The 23,271-nt window shown below is 63.8% G+C and carries 22 protein-coding genes, 1 tRNA gene and 1 pseudogene; 19 read left to right on the plus strand and 5 right to left on the minus strand.

What is annotated here, in order from left to right:
* Positions 1 to 25 precede the first annotated feature (25 nt).
* The 4 genes from H521_RS0100715 to H521_RS0100730 all read left to right on the plus strand — a co-directional run bounded on the left by H521_RS0100715 (position 26) and on the right by H521_RS0100730 (position 2,568).
* A complete protein-coding gene (locus tag H521_RS0100715; RefSeq protein ID WP_026481740.1) occupies positions 26 to 424 on the plus strand; it encodes an MmcQ/YjbR family DNA-binding protein in 399 nt (132 codons plus the stop codon).
* A gap of 89 nt (positions 425 to 513) precedes the next feature.
* Positions 514 to 586, plus strand: a tRNA-Arg gene (locus H521_RS0100720).
* Positions 587 to 986: 400 nt separating this feature from the next.
* Complete coding sequence (locus H521_RS24770; RefSeq protein WP_022891115.1) at positions 987 to 2,312, plus strand: hypothetical protein; 1,326 nt, start codon at positions 987 to 989, stop codon at positions 2,310 to 2,312.
* Positions 2,275 to 2,568 carry a GNAT family N-acetyltransferase gene (locus H521_RS0100730; RefSeq protein WP_026481741.1) on the plus strand — a complete coding sequence of 98 codons (294 nt, stop codon included), beginning with the start codon at positions 2,275 to 2,277 and terminating at the stop codon, positions 2,566 to 2,568. Before H521_RS24770 ends, H521_RS0100730 begins: the two co-directional genes overlap by 38 nt.
* A 266-nt stretch (positions 2,569 to 2,834) precedes the next feature.
* Here H521_RS0100730 and H521_RS0100735 read toward each other — a convergent pair whose 3' ends face one another.
* Positions 2,835 to 3,299 carry a MarR family winged helix-turn-helix transcriptional regulator gene (locus H521_RS0100735; protein WP_022891116.1) on the minus strand — a complete coding sequence of 155 codons (465 nt, stop codon included), beginning with the start codon at positions 3,297 to 3,299 and terminating at the stop codon, positions 2,835 to 2,837.
* Positions 3,300 to 3,883: 584 nt separating this feature from the next.
* On the opposite strand from H521_RS0100735, the gene H521_RS20650 reads away from it, so the two are divergent.
* From H521_RS20650 to H521_RS25655, 4 genes are read left to right on the plus strand one after another with little or no spacing between them, the layout of a single operon-like run.
* Positions 3,884 to 4,648, plus strand: a complete 765-nt coding sequence (locus H521_RS20650) for a TnsA-like heteromeric transposase endonuclease subunit (protein WP_022891117.1) — start codon at positions 3,884 to 3,886, stop codon at positions 4,646 to 4,648.
* The gene (locus H521_RS20655) at positions 4,645 to 6,645 is read left to right on the plus strand and encodes a Mu transposase C-terminal domain-containing protein (protein WP_156891226.1); all 2,001 of its coding nucleotides are present in this window, start codon (positions 4,645 to 4,647) and stop codon (positions 6,643 to 6,645) included. The genes H521_RS20650 and H521_RS20655 overlap by 4 nt, the downstream gene beginning before the upstream one ends.
* Before the next feature lie 12 nt (positions 6,646 to 6,657).
* On the plus strand, positions 6,658 to 7,692 hold the full coding sequence (locus tag H521_RS20660; protein WP_022891119.1) for a TniB family NTP-binding protein: 1,035 nt from the start codon (positions 6,658 to 6,660) through the stop codon (positions 7,690 to 7,692).
* Positions 7,693 to 8,742, plus strand: a complete 1,050-nt coding sequence (locus H521_RS25655; protein ID WP_156891227.1) for a TniQ family protein — start codon at positions 7,693 to 7,695, stop codon at positions 8,740 to 8,742. It abuts the gene before it with no gap.
* Positions 8,743 to 8,759: 17 nt separating this feature from the next.
* Here H521_RS25655 and H521_RS20665 read toward each other — a convergent pair whose 3' ends face one another.
* Complete coding sequence (locus H521_RS20665) at positions 8,760 to 9,164, minus strand: hypothetical protein (protein WP_022891121.1); 405 nt, start codon at positions 9,162 to 9,164, stop codon at positions 8,760 to 8,762.
* Between the two features lie 125 nt (positions 9,165 to 9,289).
* Here H521_RS20665 and H521_RS20670 point away from each other — a divergent pair, with 125 nt between their 5' ends.
* From H521_RS20670 to H521_RS0100775, 3 genes are all read left to right on the plus strand, one after another.
* Positions 9,290 to 9,895: a hypothetical protein gene (locus H521_RS20670; protein WP_022891122.1), complete on the plus strand. Its 606-nt coding sequence runs from the start codon at positions 9,290 to 9,292 to the stop codon at positions 9,893 to 9,895.
* Entirely contained in the window at positions 9,892 to 10,965 is a 1,074-nt protein-coding gene (locus H521_RS0100770) for a helix-turn-helix domain-containing protein (protein WP_022891123.1), read from the plus strand. The genes H521_RS20670 and H521_RS0100770 overlap by 4 nt, the downstream gene beginning before the upstream one ends.
* Before the next feature lie 212 nt (positions 10,966 to 11,177).
* Positions 11,178 to 11,435 carry a hypothetical protein gene (locus tag H521_RS0100775; protein WP_026481742.1) on the plus strand — a complete coding sequence of 86 codons (258 nt, stop codon included), beginning with the start codon at positions 11,178 to 11,180 and terminating at the stop codon, positions 11,433 to 11,435.
* A gap of 153 nt (positions 11,436 to 11,588) precedes the next feature.
* Here H521_RS0100775 and H521_RS0100780 read toward each other — a convergent pair whose 3' ends face one another.
* The 3 genes and pseudogenes from H521_RS0100780 to H521_RS25320 all read right to left on the minus strand — a co-directional run.
* Positions 11,589 to 12,722: a hypothetical protein gene (locus H521_RS0100780; protein WP_022891124.1), complete on the minus strand. Its 1,134-nt coding sequence runs from the start codon at positions 12,720 to 12,722 to the stop codon at positions 11,589 to 11,591.
* 3 nt (positions 12,723 to 12,725) lie between these two features.
* On the minus strand, positions 12,726 to 13,412 hold the full coding sequence (locus H521_RS0100785) for a hypothetical protein (protein ID WP_022891125.1): 687 nt from the start codon (positions 13,410 to 13,412) through the stop codon (positions 12,726 to 12,728).
* Positions 13,413 to 13,562: 150 nt separating this feature from the next.
* Positions 13,563 to 13,788 (minus strand): annotated as a pseudogene (locus tag H521_RS25320) (NAD(P)/FAD-dependent oxidoreductase); the annotation flags it as partial.
* Positions 13,789 to 13,948: 160 nt separating this feature from the next.
* Here H521_RS25320 and H521_RS0100795 point away from each other — a divergent pair.
* The 8 genes from H521_RS0100795 (at position 13,949) to H521_RS20685 (ending at position 23,269) form a co-directional block, all read left to right on the plus strand.
* Complete coding sequence (locus tag H521_RS0100795) at positions 13,949 to 15,160, plus strand: ROK family transcriptional regulator (RefSeq protein WP_156891228.1); 1,212 nt, start codon at positions 13,949 to 13,951, stop codon at positions 15,158 to 15,160.
* 104 nt (positions 15,161 to 15,264) lie between these two features.
* Positions 15,265 to 16,566: a 6-phospho-beta-glucosidase gene (locus tag H521_RS0100800; protein WP_022891128.1), complete on the plus strand. Its 1,302-nt coding sequence runs from the start codon at positions 15,265 to 15,267 to the stop codon at positions 16,564 to 16,566.
* Entirely contained in the window at positions 16,563 to 17,603 is a 1,041-nt protein-coding gene (locus tag H521_RS20675; RefSeq protein ID WP_084511874.1) for an N-acetylglucosamine kinase, read from the plus strand. The genes H521_RS0100800 and H521_RS20675 overlap by 4 nt, the downstream gene beginning before the upstream one ends.
* 67 nt (positions 17,604 to 17,670) lie before the next feature.
* Entirely contained in the window at positions 17,671 to 19,308 is a 1,638-nt protein-coding gene (locus tag H521_RS0100810) for an ABC transporter substrate-binding protein (protein ID WP_022891130.1), read from the plus strand.
* 50 nt (positions 19,309 to 19,358) lie between these two features.
* The gene (locus H521_RS0100815) at positions 19,359 to 20,354 is read left to right on the plus strand and encodes an ABC transporter permease (protein WP_022891131.1); all 996 of its coding nucleotides are present in this window, start codon (positions 19,359 to 19,361) and stop codon (positions 20,352 to 20,354) included.
* Positions 20,347 to 21,474, plus strand: a complete 1,128-nt coding sequence (locus H521_RS20680) for an ABC transporter permease (protein ID WP_084511751.1) — start codon at positions 20,347 to 20,349, stop codon at positions 21,472 to 21,474. Before H521_RS0100815 ends, H521_RS20680 begins: the two co-directional genes overlap by 8 nt.
* On the plus strand, positions 21,471 to 22,388 hold the full coding sequence (locus H521_RS0100825; protein WP_084511752.1) for an ABC transporter ATP-binding protein: 918 nt from the start codon (positions 21,471 to 21,473) through the stop codon (positions 22,386 to 22,388). The genes H521_RS20680 and H521_RS0100825 overlap by 4 nt, the downstream gene beginning before the upstream one ends.
* 2 nt (positions 22,389 to 22,390) lie before the next feature.
* Entirely contained in the window at positions 22,391 to 23,269 is an 879-nt protein-coding gene (locus tag H521_RS20685) for an ABC transporter ATP-binding protein (RefSeq protein WP_022891132.1), read from the plus strand.
* Positions 23,270 to 23,271: the final 2 nt, after the last annotated feature.

Consider the following 23,271-nt stretch of genomic DNA (forward strand, 5'->3'; position numbering starts at 1 on the left):
GGCGGTGCGGCGTAGCGTGGGCGACGTGGAGCATCCTCGAGTCGTCGATCCGCGGCATCCGCTCGTCGAGCGCGTGCGCGCCCTCTGCCTCGAACTGCCCGAAGCGGTCGAGGTCGAGGCATGGGGGCGGCCGACGTTCCGGGCGGCGAAGCCGATCTTCGTGCATGTGAGCGCGTCGATGGAGCGCCCGCTCTCGATCGTGCTGAAGACCGATCCGGTCGAGCACCTCGCGCTCGTGCAAGACGCGCGCTTCTTCGGCCCGCCCTACTACGACCGCAACCACTGGGTCGGGCTCGACCTCGACGCTCATGATGCCGACTGGGGTCTCATCGCCGAGCTCATCGAGACCTCGTACCGGCAGGTCGCCAACCGTCGTCAACTCACCGCGCTCGACTCGCTGCGGCCCGATCACGTGACCGGGTGAGGCGAGGGCCCTCGATTGGCGAGATCTGAGCCGGTGCGTTAGAGTTACGTGGTTGCCTGATTGCGAATGTCGCGCGGGCGACAGCCTATGCGCCCGTAGCTCAACGGATAGAGCATCTGACTACGGATCAGAAGGTTGGGGGTTCGAATCCCTCCGGGCGCACACTGGTTGAGACAGTAATCGAACGGCTCGCTTCGGCGGGCCGTTCGTGTTTTCGGCCGAGGCTGCCTCTTCGCGCGATCGCTCGCGCAGACGTTCCGGTGCTCGATCGCGCTATGAATCGGCTCGACGCGGGCCTATCATGAGCTGGGAAGCGGCTGAACGTCGCGGTCGGGATTCCATCAAGCGCGTGACGGCGGGGCCATGGGGCGGTTAGGCTCGCCTCACGTCTGATTTCCCGTCATCGAGAGTTCGGATAATGAGGGGTTCGTACGCCGGGTTCGATCTGGCATTGTTCTGCCGGGCGATCGTTCTGTCACAGCGCATGATTCGTTCCGGCTCGGCCGACCGTGGGGGGCACGTTCGGCCGTCGAGTGCGCGTTCGAGAGGGCCGGCCGCGCTCATGCGCCGGGTCTACGCGGTGCTCATCGCCGTGGCCGTGTCGATCGTGCTCTACCGGGCACTCGATCCCCGGGCAGCCTCTGCCGCTGAGCACCCGATCGATGCGATGTGGATGGTGCCGGCACTCCTCGGCGGAGCCGCTGTGGGTGTCTGCTTGATCGTGGCATCGGCATCGCGCGCGGGTCTCGCGGACATGGTGCGGCTCGGCCTGCCGACCTTGCGCGCGGAACCACGAGCGATCGCCAACGGCCTCGCCTGGGCGGCGGTCGCCGTGCTCGGAGTGCACTTCACCGCGGCCGCGTTCGACGGGCTGCCCGGCGGGCACCGACTGGCCGGAGTCGTGCTGGGGGCGGTGTTCGGCATCGGCACCTTCCGCCTGCACCGCCGCGCGATCGAGCACGAGGTGTACCGCACGTTCAACCTGGTGGCGATGCTGCTCGCCGCGGGGAGTATCGCGAGCATGAGCATCACCCCGACCGGGCAGTGGTGGACGCGCAACTTCAGCACCCTCGGCACCTCGAACGATCTCGCGGCAGCGTGCTTCAACGTCGCCATCATCGTGTCGGGCCTCGGCATCGCGGGGCTCTCGGGCTCGCTCACGCGCGCACTCGTCGGCGCGCGGTTCGGCCTGCGCCCCGGTGCGCGCGCGGTGATGCAGACGCTCATCGCGCTCGTCGGGGTGTGCCTCATGGGGGTTGGCGTCGTGCCGATCGACAGCGCCACCGACCTGCACAATGCCTTCGCCGTCGGAGCTGCCGCCGCCTTCGCGACGCTGTGCCTCGGTGTGCAGTTCTTCGCATCGCGCATGCCGCGGGCGTTCGTGTGCTTCTCCTACGGCTCGCTCGGGGTCGAAGTGGCCGCGATGGTCGCCTACGACGGCTTCGGCATCTTCAACCTGACGGTGTTCGAGATCGTGGCCTTCACGCTCGTCTTCGCGTGGCTCATCGCGCTGATCGTCGCGACCGCGACAGCGCATGGTCAGGATGAGCACGACGACGTCGCAGACCACGAACACAGCGCACGCCACGACCACGGCATGACGGATGTCGCGACGCGCACTCGAGGCATCCGTCGCCCCGGCTCGGAGCTCGGCTCGCGCCCACGCTCGGTGCGGCGCGTGTCGGCCTCGACGCGGGTGATCTGGAGTTCCGCTCGAAGATACCGACATCTCGAGCCCGAGGGAACGGCCCGTCGGCACTCGCCGCGACCGGCGATCGGCACGGTGCGTCGACGCCGCGGCAGTCGTCGATCACGGAGGGGCGTTCGGGCGGCGCGGGTAGAGTCACGCCATGGCCACCGACATCGTCGAAATCGTCCGCAACGATGACCGCAACCGCTACGAACTCTCGTTCGCCGGTGAACGCGCCGGATTCGCCCAGTACCGGCGGCACGACGGAGTGATCGTGTTCACCCACACCGTGGTGCTGCCCGAGTTCGAAGGACGCGGCCTCGGCAGCAAGCTCGCGAAGTTCGTGCTCGGCGACGCGGTCGCCCGAGGCGAGCGCATCGTGCCCGAGTGCCCCTTCATCGCCGCGTACCTGCGCCGGCATGAGGAGTACGAGGCATCCGTCGACTGGCCTTGAGGCCGAGGCGACTCGCCGGCGCACGCTCGCCCCCCGATCGGGGCAGTATCCGCATGTCAGACCGACGACTACGATGCGAGCAGACCCGTGTCGGACCCGACCGACCTTCTCGTGCTGCACCGGCGAGTCGCGTGATCGCGCCTGCGCGTGACCACCGGGAGAAGCTCGCCGAGTCCAGTTCGGGTCGCTCGGCGGGAGGGTCTCCACGGAGACCGCGGTGGGGCGGGAGGTAGGGTTCCCGTCCCGCCGTCAACCCATGCGCGGTGTCAGCTCGCGGACTCGTCTGATGGCGTGCGACTGACGTCGGGGCGCAGGCGATTGCAGAGGTCGGCGAGCGTCTGCAGCTCTGCTTCGGAGAGGGTGTCGCCGAACTGTCGGTTGATGGCGTCCATGTGCGAGATCGCCACCCGCCGGAAGAGTGCGAACCCCTCGTCGGTGATGGCGACGATCGTGCCGCGCCCGTCGCTCGGATCGTGGAGCTTCGTGATCAGGCCGCGTGCGGCGAGCCGATCGACGAGACGGCTCACGCTGGGCTGCGTGATGAGCACGTTGCGGTTCAGGTCTTTCAGTCGCAACCGGCGACCGGGTGCACGCGTGATGTTGAACAGCACGTCGTACTCGTTGAGCGAGATGACCTCGCTCGGAAACTCGGCCGCGAGTGCGCGCATGATCGTGACTTGGGCACGGAACAGCGACTCCCATGCGGCGACGGTGATCGCACGATCTGCCATGCCAGGCCCCTTCGTCGTGATTCGTTCCACAAGCAACTCGTGGACTCATCCAACAATAGGGAACTGCGGCGAGAAAGCGGGGGCCGAGAATCGGCTAACGGTCCGCTCGACCGACTGCCGGAATCGGTTGAGGGCCGGTCGTAGAGGCTGACGGCGCTGGGCGCTGCCCCTCGAGTGGCGGGACCGAGAATCGGTTGAGGGCCGGTCGTAGAGGCTGACGACCGGCCCTCTCCCTTGCACCAAGAGTGTCCTGCAATCACATTCCACGCCGCCTGCCACAGCAAACAGTCGGCGCACTTCCGAATATATAACGGATCGGTAACAGGCGCTAGTTATCGTTCTGTTATTTTTTGCTCAGGATGCCGCCGTGTCCGGTCTCACCTAGCTTTTCCAATTCTCACGAAACTTTTCCACTGTCTCATTTGGGCTTCCATGTCTCACGGAACTTTTCCAAAACGCGGCGCGGCGGGTGCGCCGCGGCGCTGTCCCTGGGACAGTGAACGTGTCAGGTTTACCGATACTCGGGGAGCGACAAGGAGGGCGAATGTACTCGTTCTTCACCTCGATCTGGAGTAGCGCTGACCATGACCGCCCAGCTTCGTAGAGCCCGTAGCGAGTCGCTCGGGTACTTCACCCAGATCATGTATCTCCACGATGGCGAGACGCACCGCATTGATGCGCGGGACGCTCAACACGTCGAGTTCGAGAACGCGGCACCGGTTCGATCGTTCCCGTCGTGGCGTGGCAAACGAAACTACTCGGGCTTTTACTGGACGGCGACGAATCGACGCCACGTCGGGTTCGAGTCGCTCACCGAGCGGACAGCGCTCATGCTCCTTGACCGGGACCCTCATATCATCGGCATTTCGAGCCAACCGATGTGGATCTGCTGGCCGAAGGATGGCGGGGCCGACTCACACGCACCCGACTTTTTCGTTCGCTATGACAATGGCGATGGTGCCGTGATCGATGTGCGTCCCGAGCACCTCATCGATGACCACAGTGCCGATGTCTTCGAACGCACCAATGACCTCTGCAAGCAGATGGGGTTCCAGTACCGACTGATCCCGGCGATGGATCCCATGCTCGTCAAGAACCTGCTCTTCCTCGCCAGATACAGAGCCGATGAGTACACAGCGACCACAGATCAACTCCGCGCGCTACGGCGCTTCAGTGCGCAGCCCATCAGCCTCCAAGAGATCGTGAGCCGACTCGGATCCAGCGACAGAGCGGCGGGCCTGGCGGCTGCGTACTCGCTGATTTGGCACGGAGCAATCGACATCGATTTGAGTAGGCCAGTTTCCCTTGCGACGCTCTGCCAGGTTGGCCATGCGGGGACGACGTCGTGAGGGTCCAGATTGGTGAGCATGTCGAGCTCGACGGCGAGAAACTCCGCGTCGTCTCAATCTCAGACCGGACCGTCCTTTTGCGTGATCCCAGCACCGGCCAAGCACAGGAAGTGCTCCTCGAGGAACTCAACCACCGCTCGATCATCAAACATCCAGCGCAACACGCAGACTCGGCCGTCGGCGATGATCTCGCCGGGCTGCAGCACCTCGATGCCGCCCGCCTCGCCGAGATCCAACTCTGGACAACCTGCCTCGACGAACTGGAGCTCCAACTCCGTATCGCTGACGCCGCCGGCACGTCACGCAGCGTCCCGTACCAACAGTGCATCAACACGATCGCTGCACACGGCCGGACCCTGACACGGCGCACGCTCTACAACAAACTCACAGCCTACCGCACTCTCGGCGCAGCAGGATTGGTCGACCGGCGACTGGTCAGCGGCGGGGCGGCGACTCGGAAGCGAACTGACCCACGAGTGATTGCGGCACTGGCTGAAGTGATTGATGCACAGAAGCACGAATCGACCGGTACAAAGACCCGCATCCTCGACCGTGCCCGGCGGCTGCTGGACGAGCGATTCGGTGACGGTGAGGTCCCGTTTCCCAGCCGTGCCACGTGCTTCCGAATCATCGACGAAATGGACCGCGGCCAATTCATAACAGGGTCGGCTCGGACACGCCACTCGCTCGCGAACCGCCCTGAACGCCCGTTCACACCCGTGGGTGCATCTCGACCCGGCGAGCAAGTCCAGATCGACAGCACGAAGCTCGATGTCCTTGTCCAACTGTCGGACGGATCACGCGTGCGACCGGAACTGACGATCATGCTCGACGTCGCGACCAGATCGATCGTCGCCGCCGTGGTGCGACCCATCGCCACGAAGAGCATCGATCTCGTGGTCGCTCTCGCGCGAACCCTCGTCCCATATGACCTTCGCCCCGGCGGACGTGTCGAGACTCGCGCCCTCGTCGCAGGCTCCCTCCCCGGTCACCCGCTACTCGGCGAAGAGGACCTAGACCACTACCGGCGCCAACTGCCATACATCTTCCCCGACACCATCACAACGGACCGCGGCCGGATCTTCGTCTCCGAGCACTTCCGCTACGCATGTCAGCGGCTTGGCATCTCACTGAACCTCTCCGCCCCGTACACCCCGACCGACAAGGCGAAGGTCGAGCGGGCATTCAAGTCGATCAACACCGGATTCACTCAGCACCTGACCGGCTACGTCGGAAGAGGCGTCGAATACCGCGGAACACAGGTCGACTCCGCCGGGGTGCTCTCCCTCCCGCAACTTCAAACCCTTCTCGACGAGTGGGTCATCGTCGAGTGGCAGAACCGTCCACACGACGGACTGCGCGACCCGCTCTTTCCGTCCGTGAAACTCTCACCCAACGAAATGGCCCGCGCCTATCGGCGCATCGCCCCAGAACTGCACATCCCCTTCGACACCGAGACTTACCTCAGCCTCATGCCCGTCGTCTGGCGCACAGTGCAGGCCTACGGCCTCACGATCGACCACCGAACCTACGACTCCGAGGCCCTCACCACGCTGCGCCGGATGAAGTCCCCCTACCCGGGCCAGGGCGGGAAGTGGCCGATCCACTACGACCCCTACAACGTCCAAACGGTGTGGCTCCCCGCGGACGACACCTGGCTGCCCCTCCAATGGGTCAACGCCAACGTCACCGGCCCCATGTCCAGCGACGTCTGGGCTGCGGCACGAACGCCAGGATTCCTGAACCGCGACAGCAACGAAGAAGCACGACGACTCGCGCACGTCAACGACATCCTCAGCCGTGGCGCCTCAGGCGATCGGCGCACGCGCCGCGCCGTCGCCAAAAGCAATGCGATCGCCAGCGACACCATGCGCCTGAACGAACACGGCAACCCGCCCCAACACGACACCGAACCACCGGCGGCCGAGCCACCCGGCCACGTTGCACCGGTCACCCCGATCACCCCCGCCCGATTCGGGCTCCTCGAGGACGACTAGACGGGCGACCGCATGAGCTCCCAGCCCAACCCACAACCCGCGTGGCCATTCTCCACAAAGGAGGGCTGGAAGAAATTCACCGACAGCCCCGCGCAGCGACCCAAGGTCCTCTCGCCCAAACAATTCGACGCACTCACCCAACATGAACGCGACACATACGAACGCACCCGGCTCACCTACATGCTCGAATCTGCAGTGATCCGCACACCGCAACTCGCGTCGATACTGAAAGCTGCCCGCGACCGGATCTACCTCAACGAGTTCAAACCCTACGCCCGCCACGGCCTGATCGTGACCGGAGAAGCGACCCTCGGAAAGACCACCACGGTGCTCCGCATCGGACGCGACCATGAACGACGCCGTCGCCGTCAACAGCACCCCGCAGGAATGCCTGGCATGATCCCGGTCGTGTACGTCACCGTTCCACCATCTTGCGGTTCGAAAGACATGCTCGTGCAGTTCGCCGACTTCTTCGGCCTGCCCCATGGGCACCGAATCTCAAAGACCGAGATCATGAGCACCGTCGCCGGCGTCATGACCCGGGTCAGAACAGAACTCGTGATCGTCGACGAAATCCACAACCTCGACCTCGGCCGGCAGCCCGCCGCCGAAGCCTCAGACGCGCTGAAACAGCTCTCCGAGAAATGCCCCGCCACGTTCATCTACTCCGGCATCAACCTCGACAAGAGCGGCCTGTTCTCCGGCATCCGCGGTCGGCAGATCGCCGACCGATTCCAAAGCCACCGAATGACCCCGTTCACACGCAACTCGCAACAGGGGCGCGCCGAATGGGACCAACTCCTCATCGACTTCGAAGACACGCTCAGCCTGATTCGGCAACGTCCGGGCGACATACTCACCTTCGCCGGCCCGCTGTTTGCCCGCAGCGGGGGCTCGATCGGAAAACTCGCCGATGCCCTTCATGGGTGCGCACTGACCGCCATCCGCACCGGCACCGAACGACTCACCCCCGCCGTACTCCGCGACCACGGCATCGTCCCGCCCTCCAAGCCCGCGCGAACACGGAAGAACACTGGGGCGGCATGAATGATGCAGACACTCCGTGAACTCCCCATCCGTATTCGCCCCCTGGAGGGCGAGACCGAAATCAGCTACCTCCACCGACTCGCCAATGCCAACGCTCTCAGCGAAGCCAACCTTTGGTCCCACCTCCGCGGGACAGACCCGTCCCTTCCCTTTAAGCCCACGGCAGGCAAGGCGCCGTACCTGCTTGAAGCCGTCGGCGGGCTCGAAGACGGATGGTTCCTCCGATCGCGGACCCGAAATCTCCTCCCGCGCCGCTGCCCACATGCGAACTGGAAGTTCAACACCTGTACCGTTTGTTGCCGCCCTCCCGCCGAACAACCTGCATGCCGACGGTGCGCCCACGGAGGCGACGCAGTCGTCCAACACCGGGCTGGACCGATCTGCACCAAACACCGGCAATGGCGATACAACGAACTCGACGTCAACATTGCCGCTGTCCCTGAGTATGTTCGAGCTGAACTCGCGCTCCGCAAGCACCTCACCACACGTGGCATCGGCCTCGAGACCGGGGAGCTGCAACTTGCCAGTCACCTGCTTCGTGACTGGGCAAAAGACGCGGGACTCCCGAGCCTCACCGAGCGGCGTACCGCCCTCACGGGCACGGGCACCCCGGAAGATCCAGCCGACTTCTTCTGGATCTTTCCAGAAGCAGTGCGAGTCACCGAGGTTCTCACCGACCCGCTGTTCCTGGCATACCTCCTCGATGATCGCTGGACCCGAGCCCACCAAGCCGAGTACCTCACCTCAGTCATCGCCATAGTCGTCGACAGCCAGTCGCCGGCTCACAGCCTGCCGGCAGCCGACACGATCATTCATCACGTCAACGAAGCAATCCGTGCCGCGCACGGGATGGTCGGCACCCGCCGCACCTCACGCGCCTGCACCATGCGACGCGCCCTCGTCGCCGCCGCGCGAACCCACCGAGCCTGCCTGCTCCGGCATCTCGACAGCAAGAACGTCCGACCGAATCCGCCGCCGCCCCGCTCCTCGCCCGCACCTCGCACCAGAGACTTCGCCGCGGCCGAACATCTCCCCGATCTCCCGCGCTAACCACGCCATTGACGCTGTCAGCCGTCTGCGAGGAACGCCTTCGCAGCTTGAATGACCGCAGCCTCAGCCTCCGCGGCGGGTCGATGCAGCAAGACCCAAGCCGGCGCGTGGTCGCCGAGCGAGGGGTTCATGCCCTGAAACCAGCTCGACGTCGTCGGACGGTCGAATCGTTCGCCGACCAATACGGCGGCCGCATGTGCCGATCTCAACCGGCGAACCACATCCGCCGACGCCGACTCGACAGCTTCGTCCTCTTCCGCCCAGCCGCGGACCGTCCGCGTCTCACGAACACCCCCGAGATAGGCAACGAGTCGCGCGCCGAGGATCGACCGGAGCTCTTCCACGACGCGAGAGAACGGCAGCGACGCCCCCGGCTCAGACGCAGAACCGCCTGAACGCCTCAACTCGGAGTCGTTCTCCACGGCACTATCGTGCGCGCTGCTCTCGCCCAACACAAGCAGCGACGGACCACCGCGACCGCCCACCCAGTTTCGAACGCCCTCGACGAGTGCATACCCACCGGTATATTTCGTGGTATATTTTTCGAATGATCCTAGATGCGTCAGCCGAGTCGATTGCCGAGTTTCTCGGCCAAGGCGTTCTGAGCGCGGTCGTCAACGCGCGCGATCTGAGTGCTGACGACTTCGAGCGGTGGCGACGCGAATCCGATGAGATCGCGACCGCATCGGCTCGAGGCATTGCCAACCGCATCAATGATCGATTCGTCCATCACATGATCACCGAACTTGACGGCAGAGATGACGTGGTGTTCAAGGAACGCGGAACAACCCGGCAATTCATCGTCAGGCAGCGGGTCGTGCTGCGCTGCAAACGCCACGACGTAAGCAACCGAATCGAGTCCTACCCGACCGCCGGTGCGATCGCACACTGGGGCGGATCGATCACGCTCGACGGGCTGTCCACCATCAACCTTGCCGCCGGATATAGATGGGACAAAGAGCTCAGGGAGATCGGCCCGGCCGTCCTCTCATATCGTCGAGGACTGCGCGCAAAAGCGCTCTGGACCGTCGAGCTCGGCCGGGACCAAACCGCGGCAGCCCCGATCAGCATCACACCGCCGGTCCGACCCGACATGCCAGCCATCGACCTGTTCGGATTCGGCACGGAACGCAAGGAGGAGGACGGACGATGAGCTGGAACGGCGACATGCTCCGTATGACTCGCCGGGCCTCGGGTATGACCCAGGAAGACGTGATCGCTGCCCTCGACGGCATGATCACCCAGGCAGCACTGTCTCGCTACGAGGCCTCACTGCGTGCACCTGAGTCCGACGCCATCGTCGACGCCCTGGCCCGCGCACTCGGTGTTACTGGCCGCTTCCTGCGCGCCGGAGAACGCACTTTCCCGATGGTCTCCTCAACCGCGCACATGCGCCGACAGAGCACCGTGAGCCCCCCGGTCTGGAAGGATCTCGAAGCCCGTCTCAACCTGCATCGACTGCACTGGTCAATGCTGGTCGACGACATCGACATCACTCCCCAGCTCCAGATCCCAACGTTCGACGACCCCAGCGAGATCGCACCGAACGCCGCAGCAATCTTCGTCCGCGAGAAATGGCGCATGCCCCTCGGTCCAGTCGAACACCTCGTTGGATGGCTCGAAGCAGCCGGCGCGATCGTGATCATCGAAGACTACGGAACCGAACGTGTCGACGGCATGTCGCAATGGATCGGCTCCTGGCCGGTGATCAGTCTCAATGAACGCGCACCAGCAGACCGGCGACGTCTCACGCTTGCCCATGAACTCGGACACCTCGTGCTGCACAACCAAACCCCATCCGTCGACGCAGAGGACGAAGCGAACGCGTTCGCCGCAGAATTCCTCATGCCCACAGTGGAAATCCGCCCCCTTCTCAAATCAGGAGGCTTCGCGCTCGGCCGACTCGCCGACCTCAAGCAGCAATGGGGTGTATCAATGCAAGCACTCTTCGAGCGCGCCTACCGGCTGGGACTCGCGACCGCCGAGGACCGGAAGCGTTTCTACCAAACCCTCAATGCCAGGCGATGGAAGAAGACCGAGCCCGGCTCCGAACTCATCCCGCTCGAAACCCCACGATTCCAAGCCCACCTCGTCGAATCACTCCTCGAACGCGGACTCACACGCACCGACGTCGCCCACATGGCCGGCTTCGCCGACTCGGAGTATGCGTCATCGATCCTGGCCGAGGCCAGTCCCGCACGCCGGCGCCTCACAATCGTCTGATCACTCCGGCGAGCCAGGACCCTGCGACCTCGAGACCAGCGCGCTATGAGCGGTTGCGGACGGTGCGGTAAGCGCGTCTCGGAGTCAGGGCCTTCGCACAGAATCTCATTCTCAAGGGTCGACTAGCTTTGTTCCTAGCCTGATTGAGGACGTGCCGACATCTGCATGCAGCAGGATCGGCCGCCGTAGTCTGAGTGACGAGAGAGGAAGCGATGACTCGTCCGGAACACCACGAGACTGCTTACTCTGCGGCCCAGCGGTATGCCAAGGGTGAGCTGACGCGAGATGAACTCGTCAACGAGCTCGTCTCGCGCCCATACGTTTCTGGATCTCGCACCGAAGGTGTCCACGACGATCTGCTCCCGAGCGTCACAGGATCGTTCGACGATGTGCTCGCAGCATACGACGACGGCCTGATCGATGACGAGATTTATGAGGCCGTCTATGAGATGCTCGAGGGCCGTTTGTGAGTGGGGCATGGTCTCCAAGTAGCTGTTTCTGTATGCGGAGTTCGCGATGCCTGCGTGGAGGCGCTGCCAAGGATCACGTCCTACATTCTTCACTGAACAAAGCAGATCGGAATTTCGCTCGTACAGGCGTCTAGCGGCAATCCGCCGACAACGTCACACAGCTTCGTCCGTCGAGTAGAACCGGCCTTCATTGCTGATGCGGACTCGAGCCTGCTTGAACGTCGACTCGCCGAGTTGGCGGAATTGCCAGTCGGCCACGTACGACGAGATCATCTCGCCAGCTGGATTCGCTCTGCTGATCGCGACGAGGCGCATCATCGTCATCATGATCAGCGAAATCAGATACTGCTCACGCTGCGAAGGCGGCTCGTCCTCCGGGTGTTTCGAAGAGGTGTATGCCCACCGAATCGCGGCAGCGACGCCGTTGGGTGAGTCCGCGATGGAAGACCAGTCGGCCCCCAGCTCCATCACGCAGCGATACGCGTAAGTGTTGAAAGTGCGTTGCGTGCCGCCGCGATAGCTCCAGGCTTCGTTGGGATGCACTGGGAGAAGCCGTCCGGCCATCTCAACTGCTATCCCGATGTTGACGAGGCGGTCGGAGATCGGGTGCTTGTCCCGACTCATCAGGTCAAGAAAACTCGCGAAAGCGCGGGTCCATGTCGGGTTGAGGGCATCGTTCCAGGCGGAGAAGTCCGCGGGTGTCAGCTGTCGTCCAAAGGCAATCAGTTTGGCCCAAGGATCGCTCCGGGAAAGCGGTGCAACATGCTCGGTGAGCGTGCGATGAGAGAGCAAAGTCACGAGAGGGGGGCTCTTGACGGTGATGTGCAGGGCTTGAATCCGCCCATCGTCGTCGGTCGCGGTTTCCATATCCGAGGCTCGAAGACCGGTGAGATCCGCAAGACCGTCGATCCGGCTCTGGAGCTCGGTCACCAAAAGCGGGTCGCTCACCGGAACATCTCGGTCTTGGAACACCACCTCCGCCGCAGTGAATGTACCCATCGTCACGTATGCACGCGGTTCAACCTTCACCAAGCTCGTGTTGTACAAACCGAGCCGAAGCTCCGTGCTGTAGAAGTTCAAGTTGGCGGGGATCGCGATGCGGTTGTGATCGAACCATGCTCGTTGTGCAGGGAAGTCGCCAAATGCCGACTGCGACATGAAGGCGACTTCGACCTGTGCGCCACGTCGCTCCGTAAAGATCAACGTCGCCGGAACGATTGAGCCCTTGACCTGGTCATGCAGAACACCGGTGTAGTGGCGGCCGAACTGAACCTCCTCGTGCGCCATCGCTCACCGCCTGATCTCGGCGACATGTTCAGCAATCGCCCCGAGCGCGTGCACCGCGTTCTTCAGCTGCGCATCTGTCGTGGAACCGATTGTTCGTGCACCCTTGGTCGGGGATGGTGTGAGCTTCGGATACTCACTCAAGTCGTAGCGAAGGCGGTCCTTGAACACACGAGACTCCCGGTCTCCGCCGGGCTCCCATCCATACTCAACGACCACTTCCGCGGCCTCCGGCGCACCCATGGCTCCCGAGGGTGAGGCATTCTCGTCTGCAGGCAGGCGCCAGAATACGCGTCGACGAGCCCCCGGCGCCAGATCGAAGCCGACGGCGAACAACCGCCCGAGCGCTGACCCAATTTCGTCGGATTCTGATTGTGGCCCGAATTCCTCATTGACGAGTCGCAGCCGCACATCGTACGCCGTGGCCTTTCCGAAGTTCTCGATCACCATGTCGAATGATGGCGCGCCACCAAGGCCCGGGAGGACATCCAAGCCAACATATGGACGCGTTTGATCCTCCGAGTCCTGCGCCTCCCGCTCCGAGGCCTGCCGCATCTGCTGTGCAGTCATGCGAACTTGCTTCAAAGTGAGAACAATCGCGATCAGTGCAACGATCACGCCGACGACCGTGGCAACCGCCTCAATCCAGATGGGCGCGATCTCCTCGAATTTGGCGTCAGCAGTCAACCACATGGGCTCACGCTATCGGGCTTCCCTCTTTCTACAGACCGAGGCGGTCATCAACACGCGACCTCCTGATCGCTTCGACACGGGAACCTCGAAGCCCTTCTCCACATGCGTGCCCCACAACGCGTCGAGGCATATACAGGAAGCCAAGGCGCCATTCACGAGGTCGCCGCAGGCGAAGACGCCTGCGAGATTCGTTCGGGTCGACGGATGCGCCACCAGCACGTAGCCGTCCATCGTCGAGTTCGACCTGGCCGGCGACGAGCTCGCTGCGCGGATCGTGGCCGATCGCGATGAAGAGCCCGGTCGCGTCGAGCGCGGCATCCTCACCGGTCGTCGTATCGCGCAGTCGAAGGCGCTCGAGGCCGTCGTCGCCTTCGATGGCGATCAAAGGCTCCCCCGGCGCACGCTTGTAAAGAGTCTATCGGGTTCATCCGGGACCCGAGTGAGTCAGGCGGTGTGCCTGCGTCTGTCGGCGCGCGGAAGGTGCCGAGGCCGTGATTGCGCCACGAGTGTGGGTGGGGCTCTGTCAGGATGAGGGCGTGGAGCACAGCACATCAGGGCCGGCTGGCCTGAAAGACATGCGGCGATCCAACGAGCTCGCAGTGCTTGAGGAGCTCTATCGGCAGTCACCCTCAACGAGAACGGCCCTTGCCGGAGCAATCGGCCTCACGAAACCGACCGTGTCGGCCGCACTGACCTCGCTGATTAGCGCTGGGCTCGTGGAGCAGGTGGCGTCGAGTGCGGCGGTCTCGAAGTATGGCGCCGAGCTGTTTCAGGCTGCCGGGCGGTCGTTGCCTGTGCTCGGTTTGGATGTCGGCACGCGGTACATCCGTGCCCAGCTCGCCGGCCTCGATGACCGACTCTTGGCGGAGGCGGCAGAGCCGGTCGGTGACCTCACGTTGAACGGGATCATCGTCACCATCCTTCGACTTCGCAAGGAAGTCTGCCGTGAAGCCGGGATCGACTTGCGGGACATCCAGGCGATCGGGATCGGCATCCCCGGTGTTGTTCACCCAGAAACGGGCCGCATCGAAATGGCTGGTGGGTTCGAGGGCTTGAACGGTTCTGCGCTCGGCGAGGAACTCAGTGAACTCCTTGGTGCGCGAGTGTTCGTCGAGAATGATGTGAACGCTGCTGCACTTGCCGAGCGGCGCTACGGTGCGTGCGTCGAGGAAGACGACTTCGCGATGATCTCGGTCGGGGCGGGCGTGGGAGCTGCCCTCGTTCTCAGTGGCCGCGTGCGTCGCGGCCGACGGGGTAGCGCCGGCGAACTCGACCTGCTGTTCAGTGAGAACTCACACGGACCCATCCTGGCCGACCCGAGCAGTGACGCAATGACCGCATACGCAGACTCGCTCTTACAGGCGGGCGGGCCGCTCGTGGCCGCCACGCGAGTCACCAGCCCGATTGAGCTTCCGGCCGTCTTCGCCGCTGCAGAGTCCGGCGACGCGTTCGCTCAGGCGATCGTAGACGAAACAGCACGCCGCATCGCAGTGTTGTGCTCCTGCCTGGTGGCAGTCGTCGATGTCGAAACGATCGTCCTCGTCGGAGGCATCGGCGCAGCGATAGAGCCGGGCCGCGCCGCTCTCGAGGGCCGTCTCGCCGAACTCGTGCCGTGGCCGACCGCGGTGATTCAGAGCACCCTTGGTCGCGCCGGAACAGTGCAGGGCGCCCGTTCCCTCGCCGTACACGGCGCGCGGCGCGAGATATTCGCAAGGAATCTCGGAAAGACTCTTTACACGTTTCCCTGAGTTGCCTACTCTCATCAGAGGGCACCGATGCGGCCGAGCGACTTGCTCAGCCGGAAGTTGCGTCGATGCCCCTGACGAGCACCGCGCAACCTTGGAGTTAGCACATGAAAATTGTCGTCGTCGGCGGCGGATCGACATACACCCCCGAACTCATCGACGGGTTCGCGCGCCTACGGGACAGACTGCCTCTCACTGAGATCGTCCTCGTGGATCCGAACCGCGAGCGGCGGCAACTCTTGGCCGCTGTATCGCAGCGGATGCTCTTGAGGCAGGGCCACGCAGCGGTCGTCACGGAGACCGACGATGTTGCTGGCGCATCCGAGGGGGCGGTTGCGGTACTGCTCCAGTTGCGGGTAGGTGGGCAGGAAACTCGCCAACGCGACGAGACCTGGCCGCTCGAGTGCGGCTGCCTCGGGCAGGAGACAACCGGAGCCGGCGGACTCGCGAAAGCACTCCGAACCGTGCCTGTCGTGCTCAACATTGCCGACCAGGTCCGTGCCGCAAACCCTGAGGCCTGGATCGTCGACTTCACGAACCCCGTCGGAATCGTCACCCGGGCACTCCTCAGCCACGGGCACAAGGCGATCGGCCTCTGCAATGTCGCCATCGGCTTGCAGCGGTACTTCGCCGGCCTGCTCGACGTTCAACCCGAGCGAATCGCCCTCGACCATGTTGGATTGAACCACCTCACCTGGGAACGCGGCGTTCGCCTCCTGGATGTCGATGAGGTCGTGGCCCCAACATCCGGAAGTGCGAAGCCTGGCAAGGATCTCTTGCCCTCGCTGCTCGAAACCCAAGGCGAGCTCATCGCGACTCGCATGCACCAGCCGGTTGAGCTGCTTCGACGCCTTGAAGCAATCCCGTCCTACTACCTGCGCTACTTCTACCAGCACGATGCTGTCGTCCAGGAGCAGCTGAACAGCCCAACTCGCGCGGAACAGGTCGCCGCGATGGAGGCCAAGCTGCTCGAGCTGTACGCAGATCCCGCAGTTGACACGAAACCCGAACTCCTCTCCAACCGTGGAGGCGAGTTCTATTCCGAAGCAGCAGTGCAGCTCGTGGCATCCCTCGTGTCCGACCGCGGCGACGTCCAGGTCGTAAACACGCTGAACCAAGGCACCCTGCCCTTCCTGCCCGACGACTTCGTCATCGAGACGCCCGCGATCATCGGTGCCGGCGGGGCACGCCCGCTCGCGCAAGCACCGATCGAGCCGCGCTTCGCCGGCTTGATCGGACACGTTGCGGCGTACGAGCAGCTCGCCCTCGAGGCAGCTTTGCACGGGGGCCGTCAACGCGTGGCTGACGCACTCCTGGCCCACCCGCTCGTCGGGCAGTGGGATCTGGCCAACGATCTCACCGACCGTCTTCTCGCCGAGAACGCCGCATTCCTGCCATGGACAGCATGACCACGCCAACCCACGACGCGGTGGTTGCGATCGATGGTGGCAATTCAAAGACCGACGTCGCCGTCGTCCGAATCGACGGCGAGGTGCTGAGCATCATCCGCTCGGGCGGCCACCGCCCGCACGCAAGCGGTGCGGACACCGCGGACGAAGAACTCCGCGCTGCCGTCAACGCTGCCGTCGCCGCAGCTGGACATCCGACGCTCCTCGGCATCGGTGCCTATGTGGCCAACGCGGACTTCCCCGTCGAAGAACGCCTCCTGCTGGAGCGAATCCTCGCCTGGAAGCTTGCCCCAGAGGTGCGGGTCGGCAACGACACACTGGCACTGCTCCGCTCCGGAGTGGCAGAACCCGTCGGTGTGGCCGTGGTCTGCGGCGCGGGAATCAACTGCGTCGGCCTCGGTCGGCGCGGCGAAGTGGCGAGGTTCCCGGCGATCGGGACCATCACTGGCGACTGGGGCGGAGGTTTCGACCTCGCGTTCGCCGCCATGTTCCACGCCACCCGGGCAGAAGACGGCCGCGGCTCGTGGACGCTGCTCAGCGAACTCATCGCACAGCACTTCGGGCACCCAACCGCACTCGGCGTCGCAGAAGCCGTACACCTCGGTGACATCGACCAAACACGCCTGCACGAGATCGTGCCGATCCTGTTCGATGCGGCAGCACTGGGCGACCGCATCGCCGGCGACATCGTCGAACGCCAAGCGCGAGAAGTCATCGCGATGGCGACGATCGCGTTGGACCGGGTCGGCCTGAACGACACCGACGCCGACGTGGTACTCGGCGGAGGGGTGCTCGCCGCCGACTACCCGATGCTCAGCGAAGCGGTCCGCAACGGCATCGCCGCAACCCATCCTCAAGCGAACGTCATCGTGCCCGAGCTGTCACCGCTGGCGGGTTCGATCCTGCTCTCCTTCGATGAACTCGCCTTGAACCCGGCGGACCGCTCGGCCGCCGAATCCCGAATCCGAACCTCATTGGCCCGCACGCAACGTCGCCACGAGCTCGGCATACCCACCGTTCCTTCATTCCAGCACTAAGAACCCAACGCAACACAACCCCACGAAAGGACCGAAGATGCTCCACAACAAAAGGCGTTTCCGCCTCATGGCCGCTGCAGGCCTCGCATCCGGGCTCGCCCTGCTCGCCTCCGGATGCACCCCGGCAAGCAGTGGCGCCGAAACCGAGAAGACGCTGACGGTCTTCGCCGGCGCGCAGACTCCGGTAGTCGCGAACTTCAACCCGTTCTCGCCCAACCCGCTCGCCGGTACCGTCGGTCTCGTCTACCAGCCCCTCTTCCACTTCAACCGGATGAGCTCGGAAGATCCGCACCCGCTGCTGGGCACGGACTATGCGTTCAGCGAGGACGGCCGGGAACTCACCGTCGAACTTCGCGACGACGTCACGTGGAGTGACGGGGAACCGCTGACGGTCGACGATGTCATCTTCTCCTTCACCTACGAACTCTCGAAGCCGCAGACGCTCACCGAGGCCGTCGCCGTTGACGAGAACACCGTCAAGCTGGTCTTCACCGACCCGCAGTTCGTGAATGTGGTCGGTCTGCTCGGCACAGCTCTGATCTACCCCAAACACATCTGGGAGAAGATCGAGGACCCCACCGCCGGCACCAACGAGGACCCGGTCGGCAGCGGCCCGTACCTGGTCGACGAACTCTCCGGCGGCGCGTACACCTTCGCAGCCAACGAAGACTACTGGGACGAGGACAAGCCGGCGCTCAAGGAGCTCCGCTTCCTCGCCATCGACGGAAACCAGGCCGCGGAAGACCTCATCGCAGCAGGTGAAATCGACTACACCTCGATCTTCACCCCGAACTACCAGTCGCTGGTCGACGGCGGAATGGGGTACATGGTGTTGCCCTCCGACCCGACCGTGCTCTACACCTGCGCCAACGCCGACCTCGGCTGCGTAGGCCCGCAGACGGACCCGGCGGTCCGCGAAGCGATCTACCTGGCGATCGACCGCACGACGATCACGGACAAGGCGTTCGTCGGCCTGACGACTCCCATGTCGCCGACGCTCGCGCTCCTCGGACGTGACGACATGTGGATCGGTGACGGGCAACCGCATGAAGCGCCTCAGGACCCCGACGCGGCCGCGGCCGGGAAAGTGCTCGAAGCTGCCGGCTACACCAAGAACGGTGACGGCATCTACGAGAAGGACGGAAAGCCCGTTGAACTGACGCTGAACTCCGTCGACGGGTGGACCGACTACAACAACACGGGCAAGTTGATCGAAGAGCAGGCGCTGGCTGCCGGAATCAAGATCACCGCCGGCACGTTCTCCTGGCAGGAGTTCTCCGACGGGCGTCAGACCGGGCAGTTCGAGTTGATCCTCGGCTACATGCAGACGACCCCGCTCGCCGACCCGTGGAAGATCTACAACGACTTCCTGACCACGGACTTCACCGGACCGGTCGGTGAACAGCTGGACCCGAGTCACTTCAACTTCACCCGCTACTCCAACCCGATCGTCGATGAGGCGGTCAGGGCCGCATCAGCGACCGACGATGCGAGCGTCAAGGCGGCAGCGTACGACCGGATCCAGACCGAGATCGTTCGAGACCTGCCCTACATCCCGGTCAACATCAACGCGGCACAGACGTTCTACAACGACACCGATTTCACCGGATGGCCGACCGAGGATGACCTCTACGCCTACCAGCAGGTCGGGTCGGTGCTGGACATGTCCTACATCCTGCAGAACCTCGCACCTGCTGGGAAGTAGCAGCCAGTGACGATTCGAGGAGGAGTTCAGATGGTGTTGGGGAGCAGTCGATGAAGTATTACGCCCGACGCATCGCGTTCTACGCGGTCACCCTGTGGGCGGCGTTGACCCTCAACTTCTTCATCCCCAGGATGATGCCCGGCGACCCGGCTGACATACTTCTTGCGAAGTTGGAGCGGGTCGGCCGGGACATCCCCCCAGGGGTGGAGCATTCCATCAGGCTCCTCCTCGGATCCGACACCGGAGAATCACTCTGGACCCAGTACGTCACGTACCTTCAACGCATCTTCAGCGGTGACCTCGGTGTCTCCGTCACCCAGTACCCGGTGAGCGTGTCCACACTGATCAGCGAATCCTTGCCATGGACTATCGGCCTGGTCGGGCTGGCCACGCTGATCTCCTTCATCATCGGCATCGCCGGTGGCATCTGGATCGGATGGAAACGCGGCACCTGGCTCGACGGTGTCATCCCCGCGTCGACGTTGCTCCAATCCGTGCCGTACTTCTGGCTCGCCCTGCTGCTCGTCTACTTCTTCTCAGTCCAGAACAGCTGGTTCCCCAGAATCCACGCCTACGGGCTTGAATTCACAGGCGGACCGGAGTGGTCGTGGGCGTTCGCGGGCTCCGTCATCTACTACGGCTTCCTGCCTGCGTTGACGATCGTGTTGTCATCGTTCGGCGGATGGCTGCTCGGCATGCGGAACATGATGGTCTCGACCCTGTCGGACGACTACGTCACGACCGCGGAAGCGAAAGGGTTGAAGAACTCACGGGTGCTGCTCACCTACGCAGCTCGGAACGCGATCCTCCCATCGATCGCCGGCTTCGGCATTTCCCTCGGCTTCGTGGTCGCCGGGTCGATCGTCATGGAGCAAGTCTTCTCCTACCCAGGGATCGGAAAGCTCCTCATCCAAGCCGTTCAGAACAACGACTACGCGCTGATGCAGGGAATCTTCCTCATCATCACGGTCACGGTTCTCGCGGCGAACTTCATCATGGACCTGGTGTACGGCTTCATCGACCCAAGGACGCGTCACAATGGATGAGAGTGTTCGCGAGCACGAGCTCGCCAAATCAACAGAATCGGCGTCTCCTCGAGATGACTTCGCCGTCGACGGCTTGCCGCTCGAGGAACAGCCCGCCACGGTCGCGTTCGCGAACACCGCGGCCGTCGCCGCCCGCGAAATCCCCGTGAAGCGGCGCATCCTCGCGAACCTGCCCCGTCGGTCGCCGAAGCTGATCGTCGGCCTGGTCCTCACCTTCGGCATCGTCCTGTTCGGGATCATCGGCCCGTTCTTCGTGCAAGACCCGAAGTTCTCGGGGAACCCGTCACTGCAGCCACCGAGCCCGGAACACCTGCTCGGGACGACACAGCTCGGGTACGACGTGCTCGCACAACTCGCGTACGGCGCCCGAGGCTCACTCATGGTCGGCTTGATTGCTGGCATCATCGCCGTCGTGCTCTCGCTCGCGTTCGGCATCGTCGCCGGCTACTTCGGAGGATGGACTGACGAGTTCCTCTCGCTCGTAACCAACATCATGCTGGTGATCCCCGGATTGCCGTTGATCATCGTGATCGCCAGTTATGTCCCATCCCGCACCCTGCTCCTCGTCGCCCTCGTGCTCGGTCTGACCGGGTGGGCAGGATCAGCCGTGGTCCTCCGCTCACAGGCGAAATCGCTGCGCAACCGTGACTACGTTGCTGCCGCCCGCGTCGCCGGCGAGAAGCCGGTGCGCATCATCCTCGTCGAGATCCTGCCCAACCTGCTGCCGTTGCTCGCCGCCCAGTTCCTGTTCGCGGTGATCCTCGGCATCCTCGGCGAAGCAGGGCTCTCCTACCTGGGACTCGGCCCGGTTGGATCCATCACCTGGGGCACGATGCTCAACGAAGCCCAGCTCGGAACAGCACTTTCAAGCGGCGCCTGGTGGTGGTTCATCCCACCCGGAGCGCTCATCGCCCTGCTCGGATGCGGGCTCTCGCTGATCAACTTCAGCATCGACGAGTACATCAACCCGAAACTGCGACTCGCACCCGCAGCCCAACGCAGCGTGCGAACGGCCCGGAAGGCCGGCCTTGAGGTCACGTCGAACCGCAACGTCAACGACGACGGCGTCATCATCGACGCCGAGAACGAGAACGAGAACGCGAAGAGGGTGGGCGAATGACCATGATCCCGAAGACCAGCCCCGGCCCGCTCACCAGCCCCGGACACGACCGCTACGTCGACGCACTCACCCCGGTCCTCACCGCCCGCAACGTTTCGATCGAGTACGAAGTCACCCCGCCGGTGCACGCCGTGAAGAACGTGTCGCTCACCCTGCACCGAGGCGAAATCCTCGGCCTGGCCGGAGAATCCGGTTGCGGCAAGACCACCTTCGCCTACGGACTGAACAAACTCCTGAAGCCGCCCGCACTCATGCGCGCCGGTGAAGTGATCTTCCACGACGAATCCGGGAAGGACATCGACGTCGTCTCCCTCGAAGGCGACAACCTGCGCGCATTCCGGTGGGACAAGATCTCCATGGTCTTCCAAGGTGCGATGAACTCACTGAACCCGGTGATCAGCGTCCGCTCGCAACTCTTCGACGTGCTGACAACTCACCGGCCGAACATGACGAAGAAGCAGAAGGTCGCCCGCAGCCGGGAACTGCTGACCCTCGTCGGTGTAGACCCGGACCGCGTGAACAGCTACGCCCACGAGCTCTCCGGCGGCATGCGCCAACGCGTGATGATCGCGATGGCACTCGCCTTGCAGCCGCAGGTCATGATCATGGATGAACCGACGACGGCCTTGGACGTCGTCGTCCAGCGCGGAATCCTCCGCGAAGTGATGCGACTCCGCGAGGAGTTCAACTTCGCCGTCATCTTCATCACCCATGACCTGCCGATGCTCCTGGAGATCAGTGACAGGATCGCGGTCATGCTGCGCGGCGAAATCGTGGAGCTCGATACCTCCGAGGCGATCTACACAAAGCCGCAACATCCCTACACGCAGAAGCTCCTGGCTTCCTTCCCGAGCCTGACCGGTGAACGGGGAGATTTCGTGCGTACCGGTGACCCAGCAGAAGGAAGGGGTTGAGCATGGGCTCACTCGAGGTTCGGAACCTGACCAAAGACTTCACGATCCGGAGCGGACTGAAACGCTCAAAGCTCCGTGCCGCGAACGACATCAACTTCGTCCTCGAACCTGGGAAGACCATCGCGATCGTCGGCGAGTCCGGCTCGGGCAAGTCCACGGTCGCCAGGATGATCGCGAAGCTCGAGCAGCCGACGTCTGGTGACATTCTGCTTGACGGCACCTCGAGCGCAACTCGGGGCCGCGCGCTCGTGGACTACCGCCATCAAGTGCAGATGGTGTTCCAGGACCCGTTCGCTTCGCTGAACCCGTTCCACACGGTCGAGCATCACTTGGAGCGGCCGCTGAAGCTTCACGGCGTCACCCGAGGGGCGCGTGAAACGAAGGAACAGACGTACGAGCTGCTCGAGCGCGTGAACCTCACCCCTGCGAACGTCTTCGCCGCCAAGAAGCCGCACGAGATGTCCGGCGGTCAACGCCAACGCGTCGCGATCGCACGCGCTCTCGCGCCTGGTGCACGGTTTCTGATCGCTGACGAACCCGTCTCGATGCTGGACGTGTCTATCCGGCTGTCGGTCCTGAATCTCCTCGCCCGACTGCAGCGCGAAGACAACCTCGGGGTGCTCTACATCACACACGACCTGGCCACCGCCCGGCACTTCAGCGACGAGATCATTGTGATGCTCCGCGGCAACATCGTCGAACGCGGGCCCTCCGACGAGGTCATCCTCAACCCGCGTCACGAATACACCGAGCTGCTTCTTGCCGCCGCACCGAACCCGAGCAACCACGGCAAGCTCCGCAGTGAAGTGCGCGCAGATCTCGCCTCGACAGGCCGTGGTTCACAGGACCCTCTCGCGCCGTCGGGGACATCTGTCCGCTGACG

It is taken from the genome of Agromyces subbeticus DSM 16689, assembly GCF_000421565.1.
Classification (GTDB): domain Bacteria; phylum Actinomycetota; class Actinomycetes; order Actinomycetales; family Microbacteriaceae; genus Agromyces; species Agromyces subbeticus.

What these genes read in the sequence shown, in the direction of transcription:
- H521_RS20685 (WP_022891132.1), top strand. Translation starts at nt 22,391, where the DNA reads ATGGGCTCACTCGAGGTTCGGAACCTGACCAAAGACTTCACGATCCGG.
- H521_RS20670 (WP_022891122.1), top strand. Translation starts at nt 9,290, where the DNA reads ATGATCCTAGATGCGTCAGCCGAGTCGATTGCCGAGTTTCTCGGCCAA.
- H521_RS25655 (WP_156891227.1), top strand. Translation starts at nt 7,693, where the DNA reads ATGATGCAGACACTCCGTGAACTCCCCATCCGTATTCGCCCCCTGGAG.
- H521_RS0100780 (WP_022891124.1), bottom strand. Translation starts at nt 12,722, where the DNA reads ATGGCGCACGAGGAGGTTCAGTTCGGCCGCCACTACACCGGTGTTCTG.
- H521_RS0100730 (WP_026481741.1), top strand. Translation starts at nt 2,275, where the DNA reads ATGGCCACCGACATCGTCGAAATCGTCCGCAACGATGACCGCAACCGC.
- H521_RS24770 (WP_022891115.1), top strand. Translation starts at nt 987, where the DNA reads ATGCGCCGGGTCTACGCGGTGCTCATCGCCGTGGCCGTGTCGATCGTG.
- H521_RS20660 (WP_022891119.1), top strand. Translation starts at nt 6,658, where the DNA reads ATGAGCTCCCAGCCCAACCCACAACCCGCGTGGCCATTCTCCACAAAG.
- H521_RS20680 (WP_084511751.1), top strand. Translation starts at nt 20,347, where the DNA reads ATGGATGAGAGTGTTCGCGAGCACGAGCTCGCCAAATCAACAGAATCG.
- H521_RS0100770 (WP_022891123.1), top strand. Translation starts at nt 9,892, where the DNA reads ATGAGCTGGAACGGCGACATGCTCCGTATGACTCGCCGGGCCTCGGGT.
- H521_RS0100735 (WP_022891116.1), bottom strand. Translation starts at nt 3,299, where the DNA reads ATGGCAGATCGTGCGATCACCGTCGCCGCATGGGAGTCGCTGTTCCGT.
- H521_RS20675 (WP_084511874.1), top strand. Translation starts at nt 16,563, where the DNA reads ATGACCACGCCAACCCACGACGCGGTGGTTGCGATCGATGGTGGCAAT.
- H521_RS0100810 (WP_022891130.1), top strand. Translation starts at nt 17,671, where the DNA reads ATGGCCGCTGCAGGCCTCGCATCCGGGCTCGCCCTGCTCGCCTCCGGA.
- H521_RS0100825 (WP_084511752.1), top strand. Translation starts at nt 21,471, where the DNA reads ATGACCATGATCCCGAAGACCAGCCCCGGCCCGCTCACCAGCCCCGGA.
- H521_RS0100775 (WP_026481742.1), top strand. Translation starts at nt 11,178, where the DNA reads ATGACTCGTCCGGAACACCACGAGACTGCTTACTCTGCGGCCCAGCGG.
- H521_RS0100800 (WP_022891128.1), top strand. Translation starts at nt 15,265, where the DNA reads ATGAAAATTGTCGTCGTCGGCGGCGGATCGACATACACCCCCGAACTC.
- H521_RS20650 (WP_022891117.1), top strand. Translation starts at nt 3,884, where the DNA reads ATGACCGCCCAGCTTCGTAGAGCCCGTAGCGAGTCGCTCGGGTACTTC.
- H521_RS0100785 (WP_022891125.1), bottom strand. Translation starts at nt 13,412, where the DNA reads ATGTGGTTGACTGCTGACGCCAAATTCGAGGAGATCGCGCCCATCTGG.
- H521_RS0100815 (WP_022891131.1), top strand. Translation starts at nt 19,359, where the DNA reads ATGAAGTATTACGCCCGACGCATCGCGTTCTACGCGGTCACCCTGTGG.